Source organism: Ferruginibacter sp. SUN106 (genome assembly GCF_050611765.1).
Lineage (GTDB): Bacteria > Bacteroidota > Bacteroidia > Chitinophagales > Chitinophagaceae > Ferruginibacter.
This window is the reverse complement of the sequence record NZ_JBODJC010000006.1, coordinates 73198-88882: the sequence shown is the minus strand read 5'-3', so window position 1 is coordinate 88882 and position 15685 is coordinate 73198. Positions and strand designations below refer to the sequence as shown.

General features: G+C 36.6%; 18 protein-coding genes. 13 read left to right on the top strand and 5 right to left on the bottom strand.

From position 1 onward, the window contains the following. Positions 1–169 precede the first annotated feature (169 nt). The 4 genes from ACQ334_RS22715 (at position 170) to ACQ334_RS22700 (ending at position 4998) form a co-directional block, all read left to right on the top strand. On the top strand, positions 170–877 hold the full coding sequence (locus ACQ334_RS22715) for a hypothetical protein (protein WP_430990579.1): 708 nt from the start codon (positions 170–172) through the stop codon (positions 875–877). 308 nt (positions 878–1185) lie between these two features. Then, entirely contained in the window at positions 1186–1731 is a 546-nt protein-coding gene (locus ACQ334_RS22710; protein ID WP_430990578.1) for a hypothetical protein, read from the top strand. Between the two features lie 74 nt (positions 1732–1805). Then, a complete protein-coding gene (locus tag ACQ334_RS22705) occupies positions 1806–3917 on the top strand; it encodes a hypothetical protein (protein WP_430990577.1) in 2112 nt (703 codons plus the stop codon). Between the two features lie 358 nt (positions 3918–4275). Continuing rightward, the gene (locus ACQ334_RS22700) at positions 4276–4998 is read left to right on the top strand and encodes a hypothetical protein (protein WP_430990576.1); all 723 of its coding nucleotides are present in this window, start codon (positions 4276–4278) and stop codon (positions 4996–4998) included. Between the two features lie 26 nt (positions 4999–5024). On the opposite strand, the gene ACQ334_RS22695 is transcribed toward ACQ334_RS22700, so the two are convergent. Beyond that, complete coding sequence (locus ACQ334_RS22695) at positions 5025–5468, bottom strand: RpiB/LacA/LacB family sugar-phosphate isomerase (RefSeq protein ID WP_430990575.1); 444 nt, start codon at positions 5466–5468, stop codon at positions 5025–5027. Between the two features lie 152 nt (positions 5469–5620). Here ACQ334_RS22695 and ACQ334_RS22690 point away from each other — a divergent pair, with 152 nt between their 5' ends. The 3 genes from ACQ334_RS22690 to ACQ334_RS22680 all read left to right on the top strand — a co-directional run bounded on the left by ACQ334_RS22690 (position 5621) and on the right by ACQ334_RS22680 (position 7500). Then, positions 5621–6109: a hypothetical protein gene (locus ACQ334_RS22690; protein ID WP_430990574.1), complete on the top strand. Its 489-nt coding sequence runs from the start codon at positions 5621–5623 to the stop codon at positions 6107–6109. A 140-nt stretch (positions 6110–6249) separates the two neighbouring features. Next, positions 6250–6891, top strand: coding sequence for a hypothetical protein (locus tag ACQ334_RS22685; protein ID WP_430990573.1), 642 nt, complete (start codon positions 6250–6252; stop codon positions 6889–6891). Positions 6892–6978: 87 nt separating this feature from the next. After that, positions 6979–7500, top strand: coding sequence for a hypothetical protein (locus tag ACQ334_RS22680; protein ID WP_430990572.1), 522 nt, complete (start codon positions 6979–6981; stop codon positions 7498–7500). A 31-nt stretch (positions 7501–7531) separates the two neighbouring features. Here the strand turns inward: ACQ334_RS22680 and ACQ334_RS22675 are convergent, their stop codons facing one another. The 4 genes from ACQ334_RS22675 to eat all read right to left on the bottom strand — a co-directional run bounded on the left by ACQ334_RS22675 (position 7532) and on the right by eat (position 11515). Beyond that, positions 7532–7957, bottom strand: a complete 426-nt coding sequence (locus ACQ334_RS22675; RefSeq protein WP_430990571.1) for a hypothetical protein — start codon at positions 7955–7957, stop codon at positions 7532–7534. A gap of 96 nt (positions 7958–8053) precedes the next feature. Further along, positions 8054–8806 carry an ethanolamine ammonia-lyase subunit EutC gene (gene eutC / locus ACQ334_RS22670; RefSeq protein ID WP_430990570.1) on the bottom strand — a complete coding sequence of 251 codons (753 nt, stop codon included), beginning with the start codon at positions 8804–8806 and terminating at the stop codon, positions 8054–8056. 1 nt (position 8807) lies between these two features. Next, positions 8808–10181 carry an ethanolamine ammonia-lyase subunit EutB gene (locus tag ACQ334_RS22665; protein WP_430990569.1) on the bottom strand — a complete coding sequence of 458 codons (1374 nt, stop codon included), beginning with the start codon at positions 10179–10181 and terminating at the stop codon, positions 8808–8810. Between the two features lie 26 nt (positions 10182–10207). Next, the gene (gene eat, locus ACQ334_RS22660) at positions 10208–11515 is read right to left on the bottom strand and encodes an ethanolamine permease (protein ID WP_430990568.1); all 1308 of its coding nucleotides are present in this window, start codon (positions 11513–11515) and stop codon (positions 10208–10210) included. A 160-nt stretch (positions 11516–11675) separates the two neighbouring features. On the opposite strand from eat, the gene ACQ334_RS22655 reads away from it, so the two are divergent. The 6 genes from ACQ334_RS22655 to ACQ334_RS22630 all read left to right on the top strand — a co-directional run bounded on the left by ACQ334_RS22655 (position 11676) and on the right by ACQ334_RS22630 (position 15637). After that, positions 11676–12959 (top strand): serine hydrolase domain-containing protein, encoded by a 1284-nt coding sequence (locus ACQ334_RS22655; protein WP_430990567.1) that lies wholly within the window; start codon positions 11676–11678, stop codon positions 12957–12959. 247 nt (positions 12960–13206) lie between these two features. Continuing rightward, positions 13207–13839 (top strand): peroxiredoxin, encoded by a 633-nt coding sequence (locus ACQ334_RS22650; protein ID WP_430990566.1) that lies wholly within the window; start codon positions 13207–13209, stop codon positions 13837–13839. A 10-nt stretch (positions 13840–13849) separates the two neighbouring features. Then, positions 13850–14161 (top strand): thioredoxin family protein, encoded by a 312-nt coding sequence (locus tag ACQ334_RS22645; RefSeq protein ID WP_430990565.1) that lies wholly within the window; start codon positions 13850–13852, stop codon positions 14159–14161. Continuing rightward, positions 14142–14390, top strand: coding sequence for a DUF6952 family protein (locus tag ACQ334_RS22640; RefSeq protein WP_430990564.1), 249 nt, complete (start codon positions 14142–14144; stop codon positions 14388–14390). Before ACQ334_RS22645 ends, ACQ334_RS22640 begins: the two co-directional genes overlap by 20 nt. Before the next feature lie 124 nt (positions 14391–14514). After that, positions 14515–14988, top strand: coding sequence for a ribonuclease HI (rnhA, locus tag ACQ334_RS22635; RefSeq protein ID WP_430990563.1), 474 nt, complete (start codon positions 14515–14517; stop codon positions 14986–14988). Next, complete coding sequence (locus ACQ334_RS22630) at positions 14975–15637, top strand: diphthine--ammonia ligase (RefSeq protein ID WP_430990562.1); 663 nt, start codon at positions 14975–14977, stop codon at positions 15635–15637. The genes rnhA and ACQ334_RS22630 overlap by 14 nt, the downstream gene beginning before the upstream one ends. The last annotated feature ends 48 nt before the right edge of the window (positions 15638–15685 follow it).

The following is a 15685-nucleotide window of genomic DNA, read 5'->3' as shown; positions in this document are numbered from 1 at the left end:
AGCTTTTACCGAAGCGTAAAGGGACATTGCATATTTTAACTATTTTATTATATTGCATCAAGGATATAAAGAATACAAAATGAATAAGACGAGTATCCTGATTTTTAAAATTGAAGAATAACATTTACAAATATAAATACAAGTGTAGGCTACAAACTTAATTTACCCTATGGTTTATAATCTTGATATTGCAATCGCCCTATATGAAGAAGAAAAATTGGCGCTTGAAAATAAGATAAAAAATTGTCTGGAAGATTTTGAAGAGCCCGATTATTATTTGGCGCATTACCACCAGGAAGCCTTATATCAAATAAGAAATACGCTACGCATTTTATATTCCTTTAAAGGTGACGTTTTTCTGGAAAAGCAATTCAGTCTTTCTAAAATACTACGGCTTGAAAAGGAGCTTAAGAAAAGTGACCTGATAATTCCCAAAGAATTGCTGGAAGAATATTTGGAGAAAGAAAAAAAATATATTGAAAAAATAGAGTTAGCTCCTAAAGTTATTGAACCTGATATAAAAGAAACTATTCTCGATATAGCCTTGGCTGATCTTATTGACAATAAAATAAAAAAATTCAGGCTAGTATTCAATAAATCTGCCAATGTCTCTTTATTTTTTTCCCGATCAAACAAATCAATACGAATTGCTTTTTCAGATATTCGGAATCATCTGAAAAATAACATCTTTGACGAATCACAAATCCAATATTTAGAAAATCAGGGTTTCGCCTACATTAATAAAAATAAATTAGAAGCGTCAATTAAAATTCATGATGACCAGACTTATAGAAATATCAGGTTTCTATTAGCTCAAGTAGTTTTTAAAATGTTATTACATGCAGGCGATGACGAAAATGCCTATATCCAGTTTTAGCTCTTCTCCGCTGTAAGTATTCCATATCAACCTTCTCTCCTCTCTTAGCCGTTGACTGGGCTTTGACCAGCAACGTACAACATTGCAGAGAGCAACAAAATAAAACCACCACTCTCCTTTTTCTTTACAGGGTGAGCCACCCTTATGGGGTGACCCACCCTCCGCTGCACAACTTCGCCTTTACTTATCTACCTAGAAACAACGAATAAAACAGTGAAGCAAATGTTTAAAAACATTTCACAAAACATTATACCACTCAATCCATCTTAAATAAATAACTTTAAAATCATTTCAATTACTATGCTGCAATGTTGAGAATTACCCTTTCTATACTATTTTCTACTGTACTCACAGCAACTGTCTTTGCCCAGGATACTACTGCAATCAGGAAGTTTCCTTTTAGCGACACCACACTTATAGCAGTTGATCTGCCTGATACGCTAAATGCAGAAAGGTTAATGATGGTGATCAATAATAACAATGCCATTATTTATATTAGAGAAGACAGCATCAGTGTTATTGCAGACAGGGGTTTAAGTGATGCTTACTTAAAAAAAGATTGCAAAGAAATAGTAGCTGAATTAAATAAAGCCAGGCTTAAAAAGAGCACCGATCTCAGCCGGTTTTATTCTTACTATCTAAAGCATATTATTGCAGCAGCATTAATGAACGGCACAGCAAGCGTTTACGACAAACAAAATAAGCTGTACCTGAAAACAGTATTTCACCGCATGGAAAGGGTGATTTCAACCGGATACAGAAAATTTTATTTTTCTCCAACTGACCGCCGGTATTTATTTTCCAGGACAGAGATGATTGGTATTTTGCCCAATGAATTTATGGATATAGAATAAATATATCCCGGATGGTAATTGTTTTTGAAATAGTTAATTTACCTGTATAAAAAATAAAAATACCTGTTGATTTTATGAAAGTCTTTAGCACATCAATAGCTATTTTCTTACTATCATTTACCTGTTTTAAAGTATCCGGACAGCGGAGCGCTGTATATGAGCTTGAAGAAAGACTAATGATCGGAGATAAAAAAGCTTTGTTTGAAATAGCACCTTATTTTGACGATCATAAAAAAGTGGTTGATTTTTTAGGGTATCACCGGTTAGAAACAACACCCTCAGAAATTGCAAAAAGAATGATTGAGGAAAACTGTCTTTTTACAGCAGGCGAAATCATCATAACAGAAAAAACCTCCGCAAAAGATTTTCTGAACTTCTTAAACAAGAACAAGGAAAAAATAATTTTCTCCAATCTTGCCAAAGCCTTTTTGCTTACGCCATTAGAAAACAGGCCCGTAAAATTTGAGATCCGTGAAATATCAAAAAATAAAAAGGAAACATTATTAAATAAAGCAGCGGAATTAAAAAACTCCGAATGGGTTACTGAGAATCAAATAGATTCATTGATTGAAGCAAAAGATCCGAAATCACTTTTATTGATTGCGTCAGAATTATATAAAGTGAGGTACCGGTTTAACAGGAGTTATTTCAAGGAATATGAATTTACGGAATTATTAGCCTTGCTTACAGGTACAGATATTGGCGTGGAAAACGAAGAGAACAGGATATCCTGGCATATAGATAAAGAATTTTATCCCGATGCAGCCCTTCATCTTTTAAGTTATTTTGCAAAAAATTACACCCAATATAAATGGGATGAACAGCTATCTCTTTTTGTGGCTCCCAACTATAAAATAAAAACCCTCTGGAGAGAAGCCATTCTTTTTGAATTCCTGGTCAATAAAAATGATTCCATTGCGATGGATGCCTTTACACAATTAACTACCTGCGACCCGGAAAGAGTAACGGAGCTTGCGGTAGAATATAACAAAGGATCTGATTTTGAAAAAAATGACACCATTCCTATTTTTCCCTATAATTTTTTAAAACAAATAGTTTTATTAACTGATTATTGCAGAAAGGAACACATTGATTTTACAGGTTCGCCTGAGTTAAGAAATGACATTAAAAAACTGGATTCCGGATTATCCTTTAACGAAAGGAGACAACTTGAAAATAAACTGATCAGCAATCTATCTTTAGATGATATCACCGCACTTGAATATTGGGCATTGATCAATGAACAATCTGATGGCATCACTTATTCAACAGGGCGGGTACTGGATATGTTCTATTCCAAAAACTGGTCAACAATATTGCATACTGAAAGACAACTAACCTTATACCTGAAAAAATCTTTGTTATTTGACCGCTTAGGAATAATAGGTATTTGCAATAATTACCTGAAGAAATTTACCAGTTGCGGGGCAACGGGAATTGACGCATTAAATAAACTACAATCCAATGATTCTGATATGAACCAGCAGATCGTAAAAGCGAAAGCATTTTGCATGCTGAAATTAAAAAGGCCTGCAGACCTGAAAAAAATTAATGATGGCAATAAAGATTTTATAATAACAGGTTTAAAAGAAAAAATACACGCTATCGACATCAATACAAAAGATAGTGCTAAAAGAGACGACGCCCTGGTATCAATACTTTCTAAAATCACCTACAACCAAATCGGCATTGCGATGAAAGCAATTGAAAATATTACATTTCAAACCAGTTGGTATAAGTATTCGTTCATGGAAAGAGATTTTGGTTTTTTTATGGTGGATAATTTTGATATCCCTGAAACCAGGAATGAATTTATGGAATTGTACAATAAATTTTCCGAATACGAATTATATGCTTACTACTTACAGCAAGCCGACATTGATTACCAGAATGAAGCACTTGAATTGGACTATGATAAAATTTATGAGCTTTTAAAATATGATGTGGTAATAGCTTTTGTTGGCGGTGGCGGCGGTTCCAGGGACAGGGAAGTATATTCATTGATCAAATTGCTGGAAATAAAATACAAAACAACTTTAGGCTATCCTCATAAGCTTTGCAATTCTGATGGCATGTATGGCTGTGATTCGCAAGACAGGGCCAACGAGTGGATGCAATTCCTGATTGATAATAAGCTATTAAAGAAAGTGCATGATGAGCCCATCTCCTTTCATTATGAGCCTTAAAAAGAAATAGTACATTATATACAACAGGTACCGCTTAAATTATATCTTTAACCCCAAACAGCAGCATGATATTGCTTTCAGAATGGAATGATGGTGCAGTTGCAATTATTTTATTGTTGTTACTTATTCCCGTACTTATAGTTTTCTTTTTGTTGCTTTTTTTGATTGGGTTTTCTCCAAAAATAAAATCGTACATGAACGACAAGAAGAAAAATTCACTTGTAGTTTATATTGCTATTTTGTTTCTAATTTTTGCAATTTCAGTATTATTAACCCTGGCCATAGCAGGATCTTTTAATGCTTAAATAAAAGTTTCTAACAAATTTCTTTTTTACCAGTTTAATTACCTATCCTTAATATGAAATACAGTTACTGCTTTTACATTTTATTTTTTGCATTGCTAACCTCCTGCAATAATAAAAAAATTGACACCAATCAGTATTACGAAAAATATGAAACGGGTTCCATTCCCGGATTAAACGATTTCATGACCTACACAAAGGAAGAAGAACAGATGGATAGTATCCAAACAAGCTACCAGTTACAAATTGATAGTCTCCGGAACCAGGATTCACTACTACGTGCCGGTTGGCACAGGGAATTCAGCAGCTTTAATAATAACAGGAGCAGAGTTTATTTACAATCGTTTACTAACAATATCCCCGATAGTAACGATTTTAACAGGCATGGCAGTTTACCAATGCAATGTAATGCCGGTATGGAAAAAGATACATTAATCATAAATACAGGTGTGGGCTTTTTTGGAGGGCTGGGCTTTATTATAAAAATTTATAAAGACCGTTATTGGGCTTATTATTTTGAATATACCGACGATGTGAAACCTTATAAATTGCATCTTACTGACAGCGCCGGTGCAAGTGAAGTGATAGTACCCTGCAAATACCAATACCTGGTACTGGATAAAAAACCGGATTTCAAGCCGGGCCAAAAACTAACAGGATTTTTAACCTTAACCACTCAGCCTTATTACCATCTTGCCTTTGGAGAAAACTTTGACAGTTCGTACTTAACCGGAAAGATCTATTTTACCTGTGTTACCAAACAAACTGCACATGAATAAAAAATATTTATCCCTAATTGCCTTTATTATTTTTCCAGCAGCGCAACTTTTTGCAATCTCCGTAAATGCCTTTCTGCATTGGTAAATTCAGCTTGTAAAAATGCAACTATTAATTCCTGTGCGCTGGCAAAACCGGTTACCCTTCCGCCCAGGCAGATCATATTCATATTATCATCTTCCACACCCTGGTGTGCCGAAAAATGATCCTGTATCAATGCCGCTCTTACTCCCGCCACTTTATTGGCCGCAATAGATGCCCCTACCCCACTGCCGCAAATTGCAATGCCACGAACTACTTCATTTGCTGCTACAGCTTTTGCCAACGGTACTACAAAATCAGGATAATCATCTTTATCATCAAGCGTAAAAGCGCCATAATCTTTTACCTCATGCCCCATTTGTTCCAGGAACGGAAGCAGTATTGCTTTTAATTCAAAACCACCATGATCTGAACAGATACCTAATTTCATTTTAAGATGTTTTATGATTGCTGAAAAATAAAAGCTGATGATAAATTTAATACATTTTACATTACTGCTTTCCTGCAAGATAATTGTATTGCAATAAGTTATTTTGTGCAATAATACCCACTTTATCATCTCTAATAAAACATCCTGTTTTTATGACCAGATTGCTATTAGTTACCGCGTTGTTTTCTTATTTTGACTTAACAATGGCACAAACAACCAATTTTACGGTAAAGCAAATTGACAGTATTGTAAAATCGATTAACACGACCTGCATCAGTGGTGGCATCACAGACTATACTTTTCACAAAAAAGGACAAAAGAAGAAAACTATCGGTAGCGGAGCTGATTGGTATTACACGGACAGTTCAGGTAAGAAGCTATTGAAGGCTGTAAGAGAAGTATACATCACTACCGAAGATATAGATGCCTATTATTTTTATAACGATTCATTGATCTACCTCCATACTACCAGGGCGAAATATGACAGCACTAAAAAAACAATAATTACCGAAGGGAAATACTATTTCCAGAACCATACCCTCATCTGCAAAGAAGATAATTTAAAATACCCTTTTAAACCAGAATTCTATTTTACTGCTTCCAGGCAATTTTTTGGAGAGGATAAACTGTGGCGCAGATAATTTAAAATTGCTCCTTTTTTTGTTGAGCCTGGGATAAGAAAATGCACCAGCAAAAAATTATTTGCTCATACAAATTGTTAAACTTTAGTTTACCATGATTCTACAGGCGCAATATTTTTTACTTTTAAAATAAAATACTCATGAAAACAATACTACTCTTTTTTGCATTGATAAATTCCGGGTTGTTTTGCAATGCCCAAGCCATTGCAAAAGCCGATTTCAGAATACCAGATAATGCCGCAACAATTAAATCTGTAACCCTGCTCATTGCTGATGTTACTGTTGAAATAAATGCCGGCGGCGAAATAAATAACGTGAATACCATAACTGGTGGCAATATAGATTATTACAACAACTTTGATGGCGCTGAAAAATCAGGCAAAATAAAATCCATCGGTACAACTACCGTAGACTATTACAACCGGTTTGACGATGCAGAGAAGAGCGGAAAAATAAAATCCATTGGCTCAATTTCCATTGATTATTATACCCGGTTTGATGACAGGCAAAAGGTTGGAAAATTAAAATCTATAGGCCCCAATAAAATAGATTATTACAACAGTTTTGACGACAATATAAAAATGGGCAAACTAAAAACCATTGGCAATGTCAACATAGATTACTTTACAGCTTTCGACAGCAATGAAAAGATTGGCAAAGTAAAATCCATCGGCACTATTACTGTTGATTATTTTTCCATTTTTGACGATAGCGGAAAAGTAGGTAAAATAAAATCAATAACGGGAAATACCGCAACTATTTATGCCACTATACAAAATTGATGTACAAAAATCTGTAGCGGATCAGCATTATATTTTATTCGAAGAAATAGCTTAAGTTTATACTGCGTATAACTTAAAACTAATGGCATGAAAAAAATATACTACTGTCTATTACTGTTACTGCTGCCTTGTTCATTACTGGCCCAGGAATGGAAAATTTTTAATGATACTGCCTGTGCGTTTACTGCAAAATATCCCGCTACCTGGACTAAAAGAATGAACGAAACAAAAAGAGTATTTTTTACTTCCCCAGCCGAAAATGCAGCCGATAGTTTTTATGAAAATGTGAATGTAAACATGATAAAAAATACAGCCTATGGCACTACAGTAAAAATAAAGCAGGCCATTCCTGCGGTGCTGGACAACCTGGTGAAATCCGTTGATAATTTTACTAAATTAACAGAACGGTATTTTAAGTGGAATGATGGCGATGCCTGCGAACTGATTTACACCTGCAATGCAAAAAACAGCGCTTTGTCGTTAAGGGTCATTCAGTGGTTTGGTTTTTCTAAAGGCCGGATGTACACTGCAACTTATACCGCATTAGCCGGTAACACAAGTAATGCTGAGCCGGCGCAAAAAATCCTCGACTCTATTAAATTCCGGTAATTTTTTTCTGCTCTTTATAAAAAAAGTAAAATTAAAATAACCCTTTTATATAATCACTGAAAAAAGTAAAGGCAAAGCAACGCACTACTACGGTTATTAAACATATACGAACCAGTTTTTTTAAATCGGCATTAAACCCGGTACCAACTGCAATAGCCGCTGGTGCACCTAAAAAGAAAGTGCCAATAGTTCCTAAACCGTATAAGCCATACTTATCCCATATTTTATAGATCAATCCCGTTTTAGGTTTAGGGGTTTTATCCTTTCGTATTTTTTTACTGATAAATTTTTCAATGCGCTCGCCCAAAAATGCGGCTATAAAAACGCCGGCAATACCACCCGTTAATGTACAACCCAAAATTATCCAGGGGTCCATACCAAAGGCATGAGCCGCAACCAGTGCTGCATAAACTTCAAAAGTAGCCATGGCAGTAACTGTAAGTATTTCTACAATCATAGTGCAGGTAAATTACAACTATTTTATCCTTCAGGCACAATTGCTATTTAATCTTTCCTTATATCGATAGCTTATCCCTTTATTACCAAACAAAAATCAGCCTAGTAATCCTGCATTATCCTTTAATGCCACACCACTGTATTGCAAACGAAAGGCTTCTTTAATTAAATAATAAATTTTTTCAGCTGCAATAGTATAATTCATTCCCTGAGGCCTGATATTGGAGATACAATTTCTGCTTTCGTCAGTTAAGCCAACAGCGGGTGCATAAGTTAAGTAAGCTCCCATACTATCCGGTGAAGACAATCCCGGCCTTTCACCAATTAATATTATTGAAAATTTAGCTTTGCATAACACGCCCACTTCATCGCCTATAGCCACCCTTGCCTGCTCCGCTATATTTACCGGCGCCAATAAAAACTTCGATTGTTTCAATAAAGGAATCAATAGTTGCAGTAATGGCAAGGCATGATTATTTACTGCAGTTGCAGATAAACCGTCTGCTATAATAATAGCAATATCGCAGGCTGTGCCGGTGTGCTGCAATTGTTGTGCAGATAAATGATTAAGTTTTCTGCCAAACCCGGGTTGTTGTAAATATTCATTCCTGTTCTGCGCTTTGCTATGCAACACAGTAAAAGGTAATTGTAATTGTTTCAAACCTTCTGCTAAAACATCTTTATTCAACTGAGAAAATACCGCATCTCTTGCATGTGCATGTGCCAGCCTGAATTGCAGTAATTCTTTTAGTGGAATAGCAACACCTGTACTGCCTAATGCAATACGGGCAGCGGTAAATTTTTTAAGCGATTGCCAGCTATCCCCTCGTGTATATTGCTGAATATTCATTTTAAAATTCTTTCAATAAAAAATGAGTAGTATCAACAGGTAACCGGTTTCCCTTATCATCCACGATACCTTGCTTAATTAACCATGCCTCAAATTCGGGTGCCGGTTTTTTATTCAATACTTTTCTTACATACAATGCATCGTGAAATGAAGTGGATTGATAGTTGAGCATAATATCATCTGCACCGGGAACCCCCATTATAAAATTACAACCGGCTACACCAAGCAGCGTTAATAAATTATCCATATCATCCTGGTCGGCTGCGGCATGATTGGTATAACAAATATCAACTCCCATTGGCAAGCCTAATAATTTACCACAACAATGATCCTCTAACCCGGCACGTATAATCTGTTTGCCATCATATAAATATTCGGGGCCAATAAAACCTACTACAGAATTTACGAGGTGCGGTTTATATTTTCTTGCTATTGCATACGCTCTTGCTTCGCAGGTTTGCTGGTCCACACCTTCGTGTGCATTGGCAGATAAAGAAGAGCCCTGGCCGGTTTCAAAATACATCACATTATTACCAACCGTTCCTCTTTGTAAACTTAATGCAGCATCATATACTTCATCCAATAAAGACAGCGATACGCCAAAACTGGTATTTGTTTTTTCTGTACCACCAATAGATTGAAAAACTAAATCTACAGGTGCATGCTGATTGATGAGTTGCAAGGTAGTGGTTACATGCGCCAGCACACAACTCTGTGTGGGAATATTAAATTTTGATATCACACCATCCAGCATGTGCAATAATGTTGCTACAGCAGCAGGACTATCGGTTGCAGGATTAATACCAATCACTGCATCGCCACTGCCATACAATAAGCCATCCACCATGCTTGCAGCAATACCCTTTACATCATCGGTTGGATGATTGGGTTGCAAACGTGTTGACATCCTGTTTTTCAATCCAATAGTATTTCTAAACTTTGTTACCACTTCACATTTTTGTGCTACAAAAATCAGGTCCTGGTTACGCATCAGTTTACAAACTGCCGCAATCATTTCCGGTGTAAATGCAAAAGATAATTTTTGAAGTGTTATAGTATCTGCTTCATCACACAATAACCAATCCCGTAAATCGCCTACTGTAAAATGAGAAATGGCCGCAAAATTTATTGCATCATGTGTATCAATAATTAAACGGGTGATGGCATCCGTCTCATATGGAATTACTGCTTCACTCAAAAAAAGTTTTAAAGGCAGGTCTGCCAGTGCCATTTGCGCTGCTATCCTTTCTTCGTAGCTGTTTGCAGTTAATCCTGCCAGAGCATCGCCGCTACGGTAAGGTGTTGCTTTAGCCAATAATGTTTTTAAATCCTCAAAAACATAACTGGTATTTCTTATAATAGTCCGGTAAGGCATTTTTTTTTACGAAGAAAATTATTTTATTAAAATGCGGCGTTTTTTTTGTGCTTTCCCGAAGTTACAAACAGAATAATGAGCAACAGCAGGAAGGCAAAAAAATAAACACTCAATAACCAGTTGTAATAAATAATAGCGATCAAACAAACTACAGATAACAATAAAGCAATTGCCGGGAACCATGGATAGAACGGTGCTTTAAATGGACGTTGCAGCAGGGGTTCTTTTTTTCTAAGTACAAATAAACTGATCATGCTGATGATATACATCACTACCGCACCCAGTACAGAAAAAATGATCAGCTCATTTGTTTTGCCTGAAAGAATTGCAATAATACCAATGATACCTCCCACCAGCAAAGCCCAATAAGGCGTACGAAAACGGGAATGTAATTGAGATAAAAAATGTGGCAGGTAATTTTCTCTTGCCAGGGAAAATATTTGTCTTGAATACGTCATGATAATACTATGAAAAGAAGCGATCAATCCAAACAAACCAATGCCGGCAAATATTTTTGTAAGATGATTGTCTTTACCCAAAGCAATCCCTATCGCTTCAGGCAAAGGATAATCTAATGCAGCTAAATTTTTCCAATTGGTAATGCCCCCTGCTACAATCATTATACCTAAAGCAAGTAATACTAAAGTTACAATGCCGGAAATATATCCTTTGGGAATTGTGCGATGAGGATCTTTAGCTTCTTCTGCTACCATTGCCACCCCTTCAATGGCCAGGTACAACCAGATGGCAAATGGCAATGCTGCAAAAACACCAGACCAGCCAAAAGGCATATTATCATGCATAAAATTTTGTAATTGAAAATGCGGTGCTACCACACCCATAAAAACCAATAATTCCACCACTGCAAGCAACGTTATTACCAAAGTAAATAGTGCAGATTCTTTTATACCCAATAAATTAATTATTGTAAAGATGAAGTAACAACCGATGGCAGTGTACACCACATTAAATGATGGATACAGAAAATGCATATAGCTGCCCAGTGCATAAGCAATAGCTGGGGTGGCAAATAAAAATTCTATTAATGTGGCATAGCCTGCAATTAATCCACCAATGGGGCCAAGGGCTTTATGTGCATAGGTAAAGGGGCCGCCTGCATCAGGGATAGAAGTGGTAAGCTCGGTAAAACTAAATATAAACGTGATGTACAAAACAGTAACCGCTAATGTTGCAATCAACATACCTACTGTACCGGCAACGCCCCATCCATAATTCCAGCCAAAATATTCTCCCGAAATAACCAGGCCCACTGCAATGGCCCAAAGATGAATTGCAGTTAATGCTTTTTTTAAAACCGGTGTTGTTACAGCCATACATTAAATGAGGTTTCCCGAATATAAACTTTATTAGGTAAAATTTTGAAGGCGTAACATAATTTAAAATCAGCTTAATACCCGGCATTATATTATCTGGTTAAAAGTCAGAATTTTTACAATAAATTACATTGTCTTTTTAATACAATCTTCAGCAATCATGAAAAAATATTTTTTACGCAACACTTTATTTGCAGCAGCATGTTCATTTTTAACTACAACCATAAGTTTTGCACAGCAAATACAACTCAATGGTAAAGCCAATGCTGCAGTAAACATGGAGCGGCTGGCACGTATTGATGATTTAGTAAACAGCTACATTAGTAAAAACTGGCTTACCGGTGCTGTAACATTGGTATTAAAAGACAACCAGCTGGTACAATACAAAGGCTATGGCCTTGCCGATGTGGATACCAAAAAGCCCATGGCAAACAATAGCATTTTTAGAATAATGAGCCAGACAAAAGCCATTACCAGTGCAGGTATTTTAATTTTATTTGAGCAGGGTAAATTATTACTGGATGAACCTGTTGCCGATTTTATTCCAGCTTTTAAAAACCCGGTAGTGCTGGATAAATTTAATAAGTCAGACTCATCTTATACCACTGTTCCTGCAAAACGGGATATTACTTTTCGTGATCTGCTTACACATACTTCGGGTATCGATTATGCAGGTATTGGTTCTGCAGATATGCAGGCTATATATGCAAAAGCAGGCGTGCCATCCGGCCTTGGTTATTTTGATGCCAATCTCCTGGAAAAGATGAATGTGCTGGCAAAATTGCCGTTAAAGAATCAACCCGGAGAAAAATTTTTATACGGTTTAAATACTGATCTGTTGGGTTGCCTGATTGAAGTGATCAGTGGAAAAACATTGGATGAATTCTTACAGAAAAATATTTTTGAACCATTGGGTATGAAGGATACCTATTTTAATGTGCCTGCGGCAAAGGCCAATCGTATGGCCGGTGTTTATACAGAAGATAATGAACATCACATCATCAAATGGTCTCATGAATTCAGAAATATTGATCCGGATTACCCGCTGATGAACAAACATTATTTTTCCGGTGGCGCAGGGCTTTCTTCCACAGCTTTTGATTATGCTGTTTTTTTACAAATGTTGTTGAATGGCGGCAAATACAATGGCCACCAGATCTTATCGCCACGTACTGTACAATTAATGACCAGCGGCCAACTTGATTTTACCATCAACGGTAATGGTAATAATTTTGGATTGGGCTTTGAAATTACTTCCGCTAAAGCAGCGGCAAGATTATCCCGCAATGAAGGCAGTTTTGCCTGGGGCGGCTATTATGGCACTACCTATTGGGCCGATCCCAAAGCACATCTCATCTGCCTTATTATGACACAACAAGGATCTAACAGCCATGGCGACCTGGCTACTAAATTTGAAAACATGGTGTACAGCAGTTTGCAATAAATTCAACCTGGTGTTAATTATTTTATTGTGCCGTTAAACTTTATGGCTGTAGCTTTGTTTATCGAACGTAATAAGAAAATTATTTTGCCTGTTAACATAGATACATTTTCTTTGCACCCCTGAAATGAAATCCCATTAAGGATTCTCATATTTTTTTTCAGAAACTATTGCCGCTATTTTGGAAATACCTGTGATATTATAACGATATGCACAGTATAACATGTTGTAAAAAACTAAAACAAAATATATGGCATTAGTAGGTAAACAAGCACCCCATTTTTCAACAGGTGCAGTAATTAATGGCGAAGAGATCGTAGAAAATTTCAGCCTTCAGCAGTACATCGGTAAAAAAAATGTGGTACTGTTCTTCTACCCCAAAGATTTCACTTTTGTATGTCCTACAGAGATTCATGCTTTCCAGGAAAAACTGGCGGAGTTTGAGAAGAGAGATACTGTAGTAATTGGCTGTTCTACTGATACAGAAGAAACGCATCTTGCCTGGTTAAATACACCAAAAGATAATGGCGGGATACAAGGTGTAACCTTTCCTGTAATTGCAGATACCGCAAAAACAATTTCATTAAACTATGGTGTACTGGGCGGTGAATATGCTTTTAATAACGACACCAGGACCTGGTCTTTTTCCGGAGCGCCTATTGCCTACCGTGGTACTTTTATCATTGATAAAACAGGGATTGTGCGTCATGAATCTGTAAACGATTTTCCTTTGGGCAGAAATATTGACGAATATATCCGTTTGATAGATGCCCAATTGCACGTAGAAAAATTTGGTGAGGTTTGTCCTGCTAACTGGGAAGAAGGTAAGGAAGCAATGAAAGCTACTACTGAAGGAGTGGCAGAATATTTTTCAAATAATTAATAAAATGGAAATGATTGAATTAGCAGAAGATAATTTAGAGCAATTAATTGCACAGCACGAAACAGTATTGGTACAATATTCTGCTGGCTGGTGTGGTAATTGCCGGTTAATGAAACCCAAGTTTAAAAGGCTGGCAGGCGAACAACCCAATGCCACTTTTGTAATGGTGGATGCAGAAAAATTTCCGGCCTCCCGTAAGCTGGCCAGTGTGAACAACCTGCCCACTTTTGCAAGTTTTAAAAATGGTATTTTATTAAACCAGGTACAAACCAATAAAGAAGAACAACTAAAAACTTTAATTGATGAAGCTACCCGTAATTAGGCAGATACAGAGAACATCTACTGCTGCAGAAATAGAAACAGCCATTAAAGTATTGGAAAATACATCAGAAGCCGCTTCATTAAAAAGTGAAGAGATAGATGTGATTGGCGAACTGATCTCCAATATGTGCGGTGCATTGGAAGTACACCAGATGATAGCTGACGGTATGCCCGAAAAAGATGCCGCCAATAATTTCATGAGAAAAGTTTTGGGTTCAATCGACAGGTAAACTGCAATTCCATATTTTTTTAAAGAGTGTTCCATAAATACGGAACACTCTTTTTGTTGTATCATAAAATTATTTTTTCTCCATTGCTCATAAAGTTAACTTAGTGCCGAAATAAATAACGCTATTGAACACGATAAAAATTTATACTGACGGTGCTGCAAGAGGCAATCCCGGGCCCGGTGGCTACGGTGTTATTTTAATGTTTGGCAATCACCGTAAAGAATTATCAAAAGGCTATCGTCTTACCACTAATAACCGCATGGAATTATTAGCAGTGATCACTGCATTGGAGGCATTAACTAAAATAGAACACCCTGTACATATTTATTCTGATAGCCAGTACGTGGTAAGAGCAATAAGTGAAGGCTGGTTGAACACCTGGATAAAAACCAATTTTAAAGGCGGTAAAAAGAACAGCGACTTGTGGAGACAGTATTACAATGTATCAAGGCGTTTTAAAATAACCATGCATTGGGTTAAAGGCCATGCCACCAATCCTTTTAATAATCGTTGCGATGAATTAGCCACTACTGCTGCTGACGGAAAAGACCTGGCCATTGATGAATGGTATGAAGAAAATGAATATGAAAAAAAATAATCAAAATATTCTCTGCAGCTGGAGCGGTGGTAAAGACAGTTGCTTTGCTTTAATGCAGGCATTACAAGATGGCTATACTCCAACCGTTTTATTAAATGTTTTAAATGAAGCCGGTAAGATCAGCCGCAGTCATGGTATTCCTGCTGCAATCTTACAAATGCAGGCTACAGCAGCCAATTTACCTATACAATTAATTGCCAGCAGCTGGACGGATTATGAAACCAATTTTACCCAGGCATTAAGCCAGCTTAAAACTGAATACAATTTAACGCATGCTGTATTTGGCGATATAGATTTACAGCCACATCGTGATTGGGAAGAAAAGGTTTGTGCTAATGCCGGCCTTACAGCCCTATTACCATTATGGCAACAAGATAGAGAACAACTGGTAATGCAAATGCTTGATGCAGGCATTACCACAATGATTGTAAGTTGCAACGAAATACTGGGGCCTGATTTTTTAGGCCGGGTTATAGATAAACAATGCGTAAATGAATTAAGAAATGCCGGCGTGGATGTTTGTGGGGAGAATGGCGAATTTCATACGTTAGTTTTGGATTGCCCGCTTTTTGCAACGCCAATTGAAGTAACTGTTACTGAAAAAATAGTACACGAAAAATATTGGTTTGCGCAATTGCAACCTAAATAAAAACTGCCCTCCAAAACAATTGGAGGGCAGTTTTTAAAAATACATTTA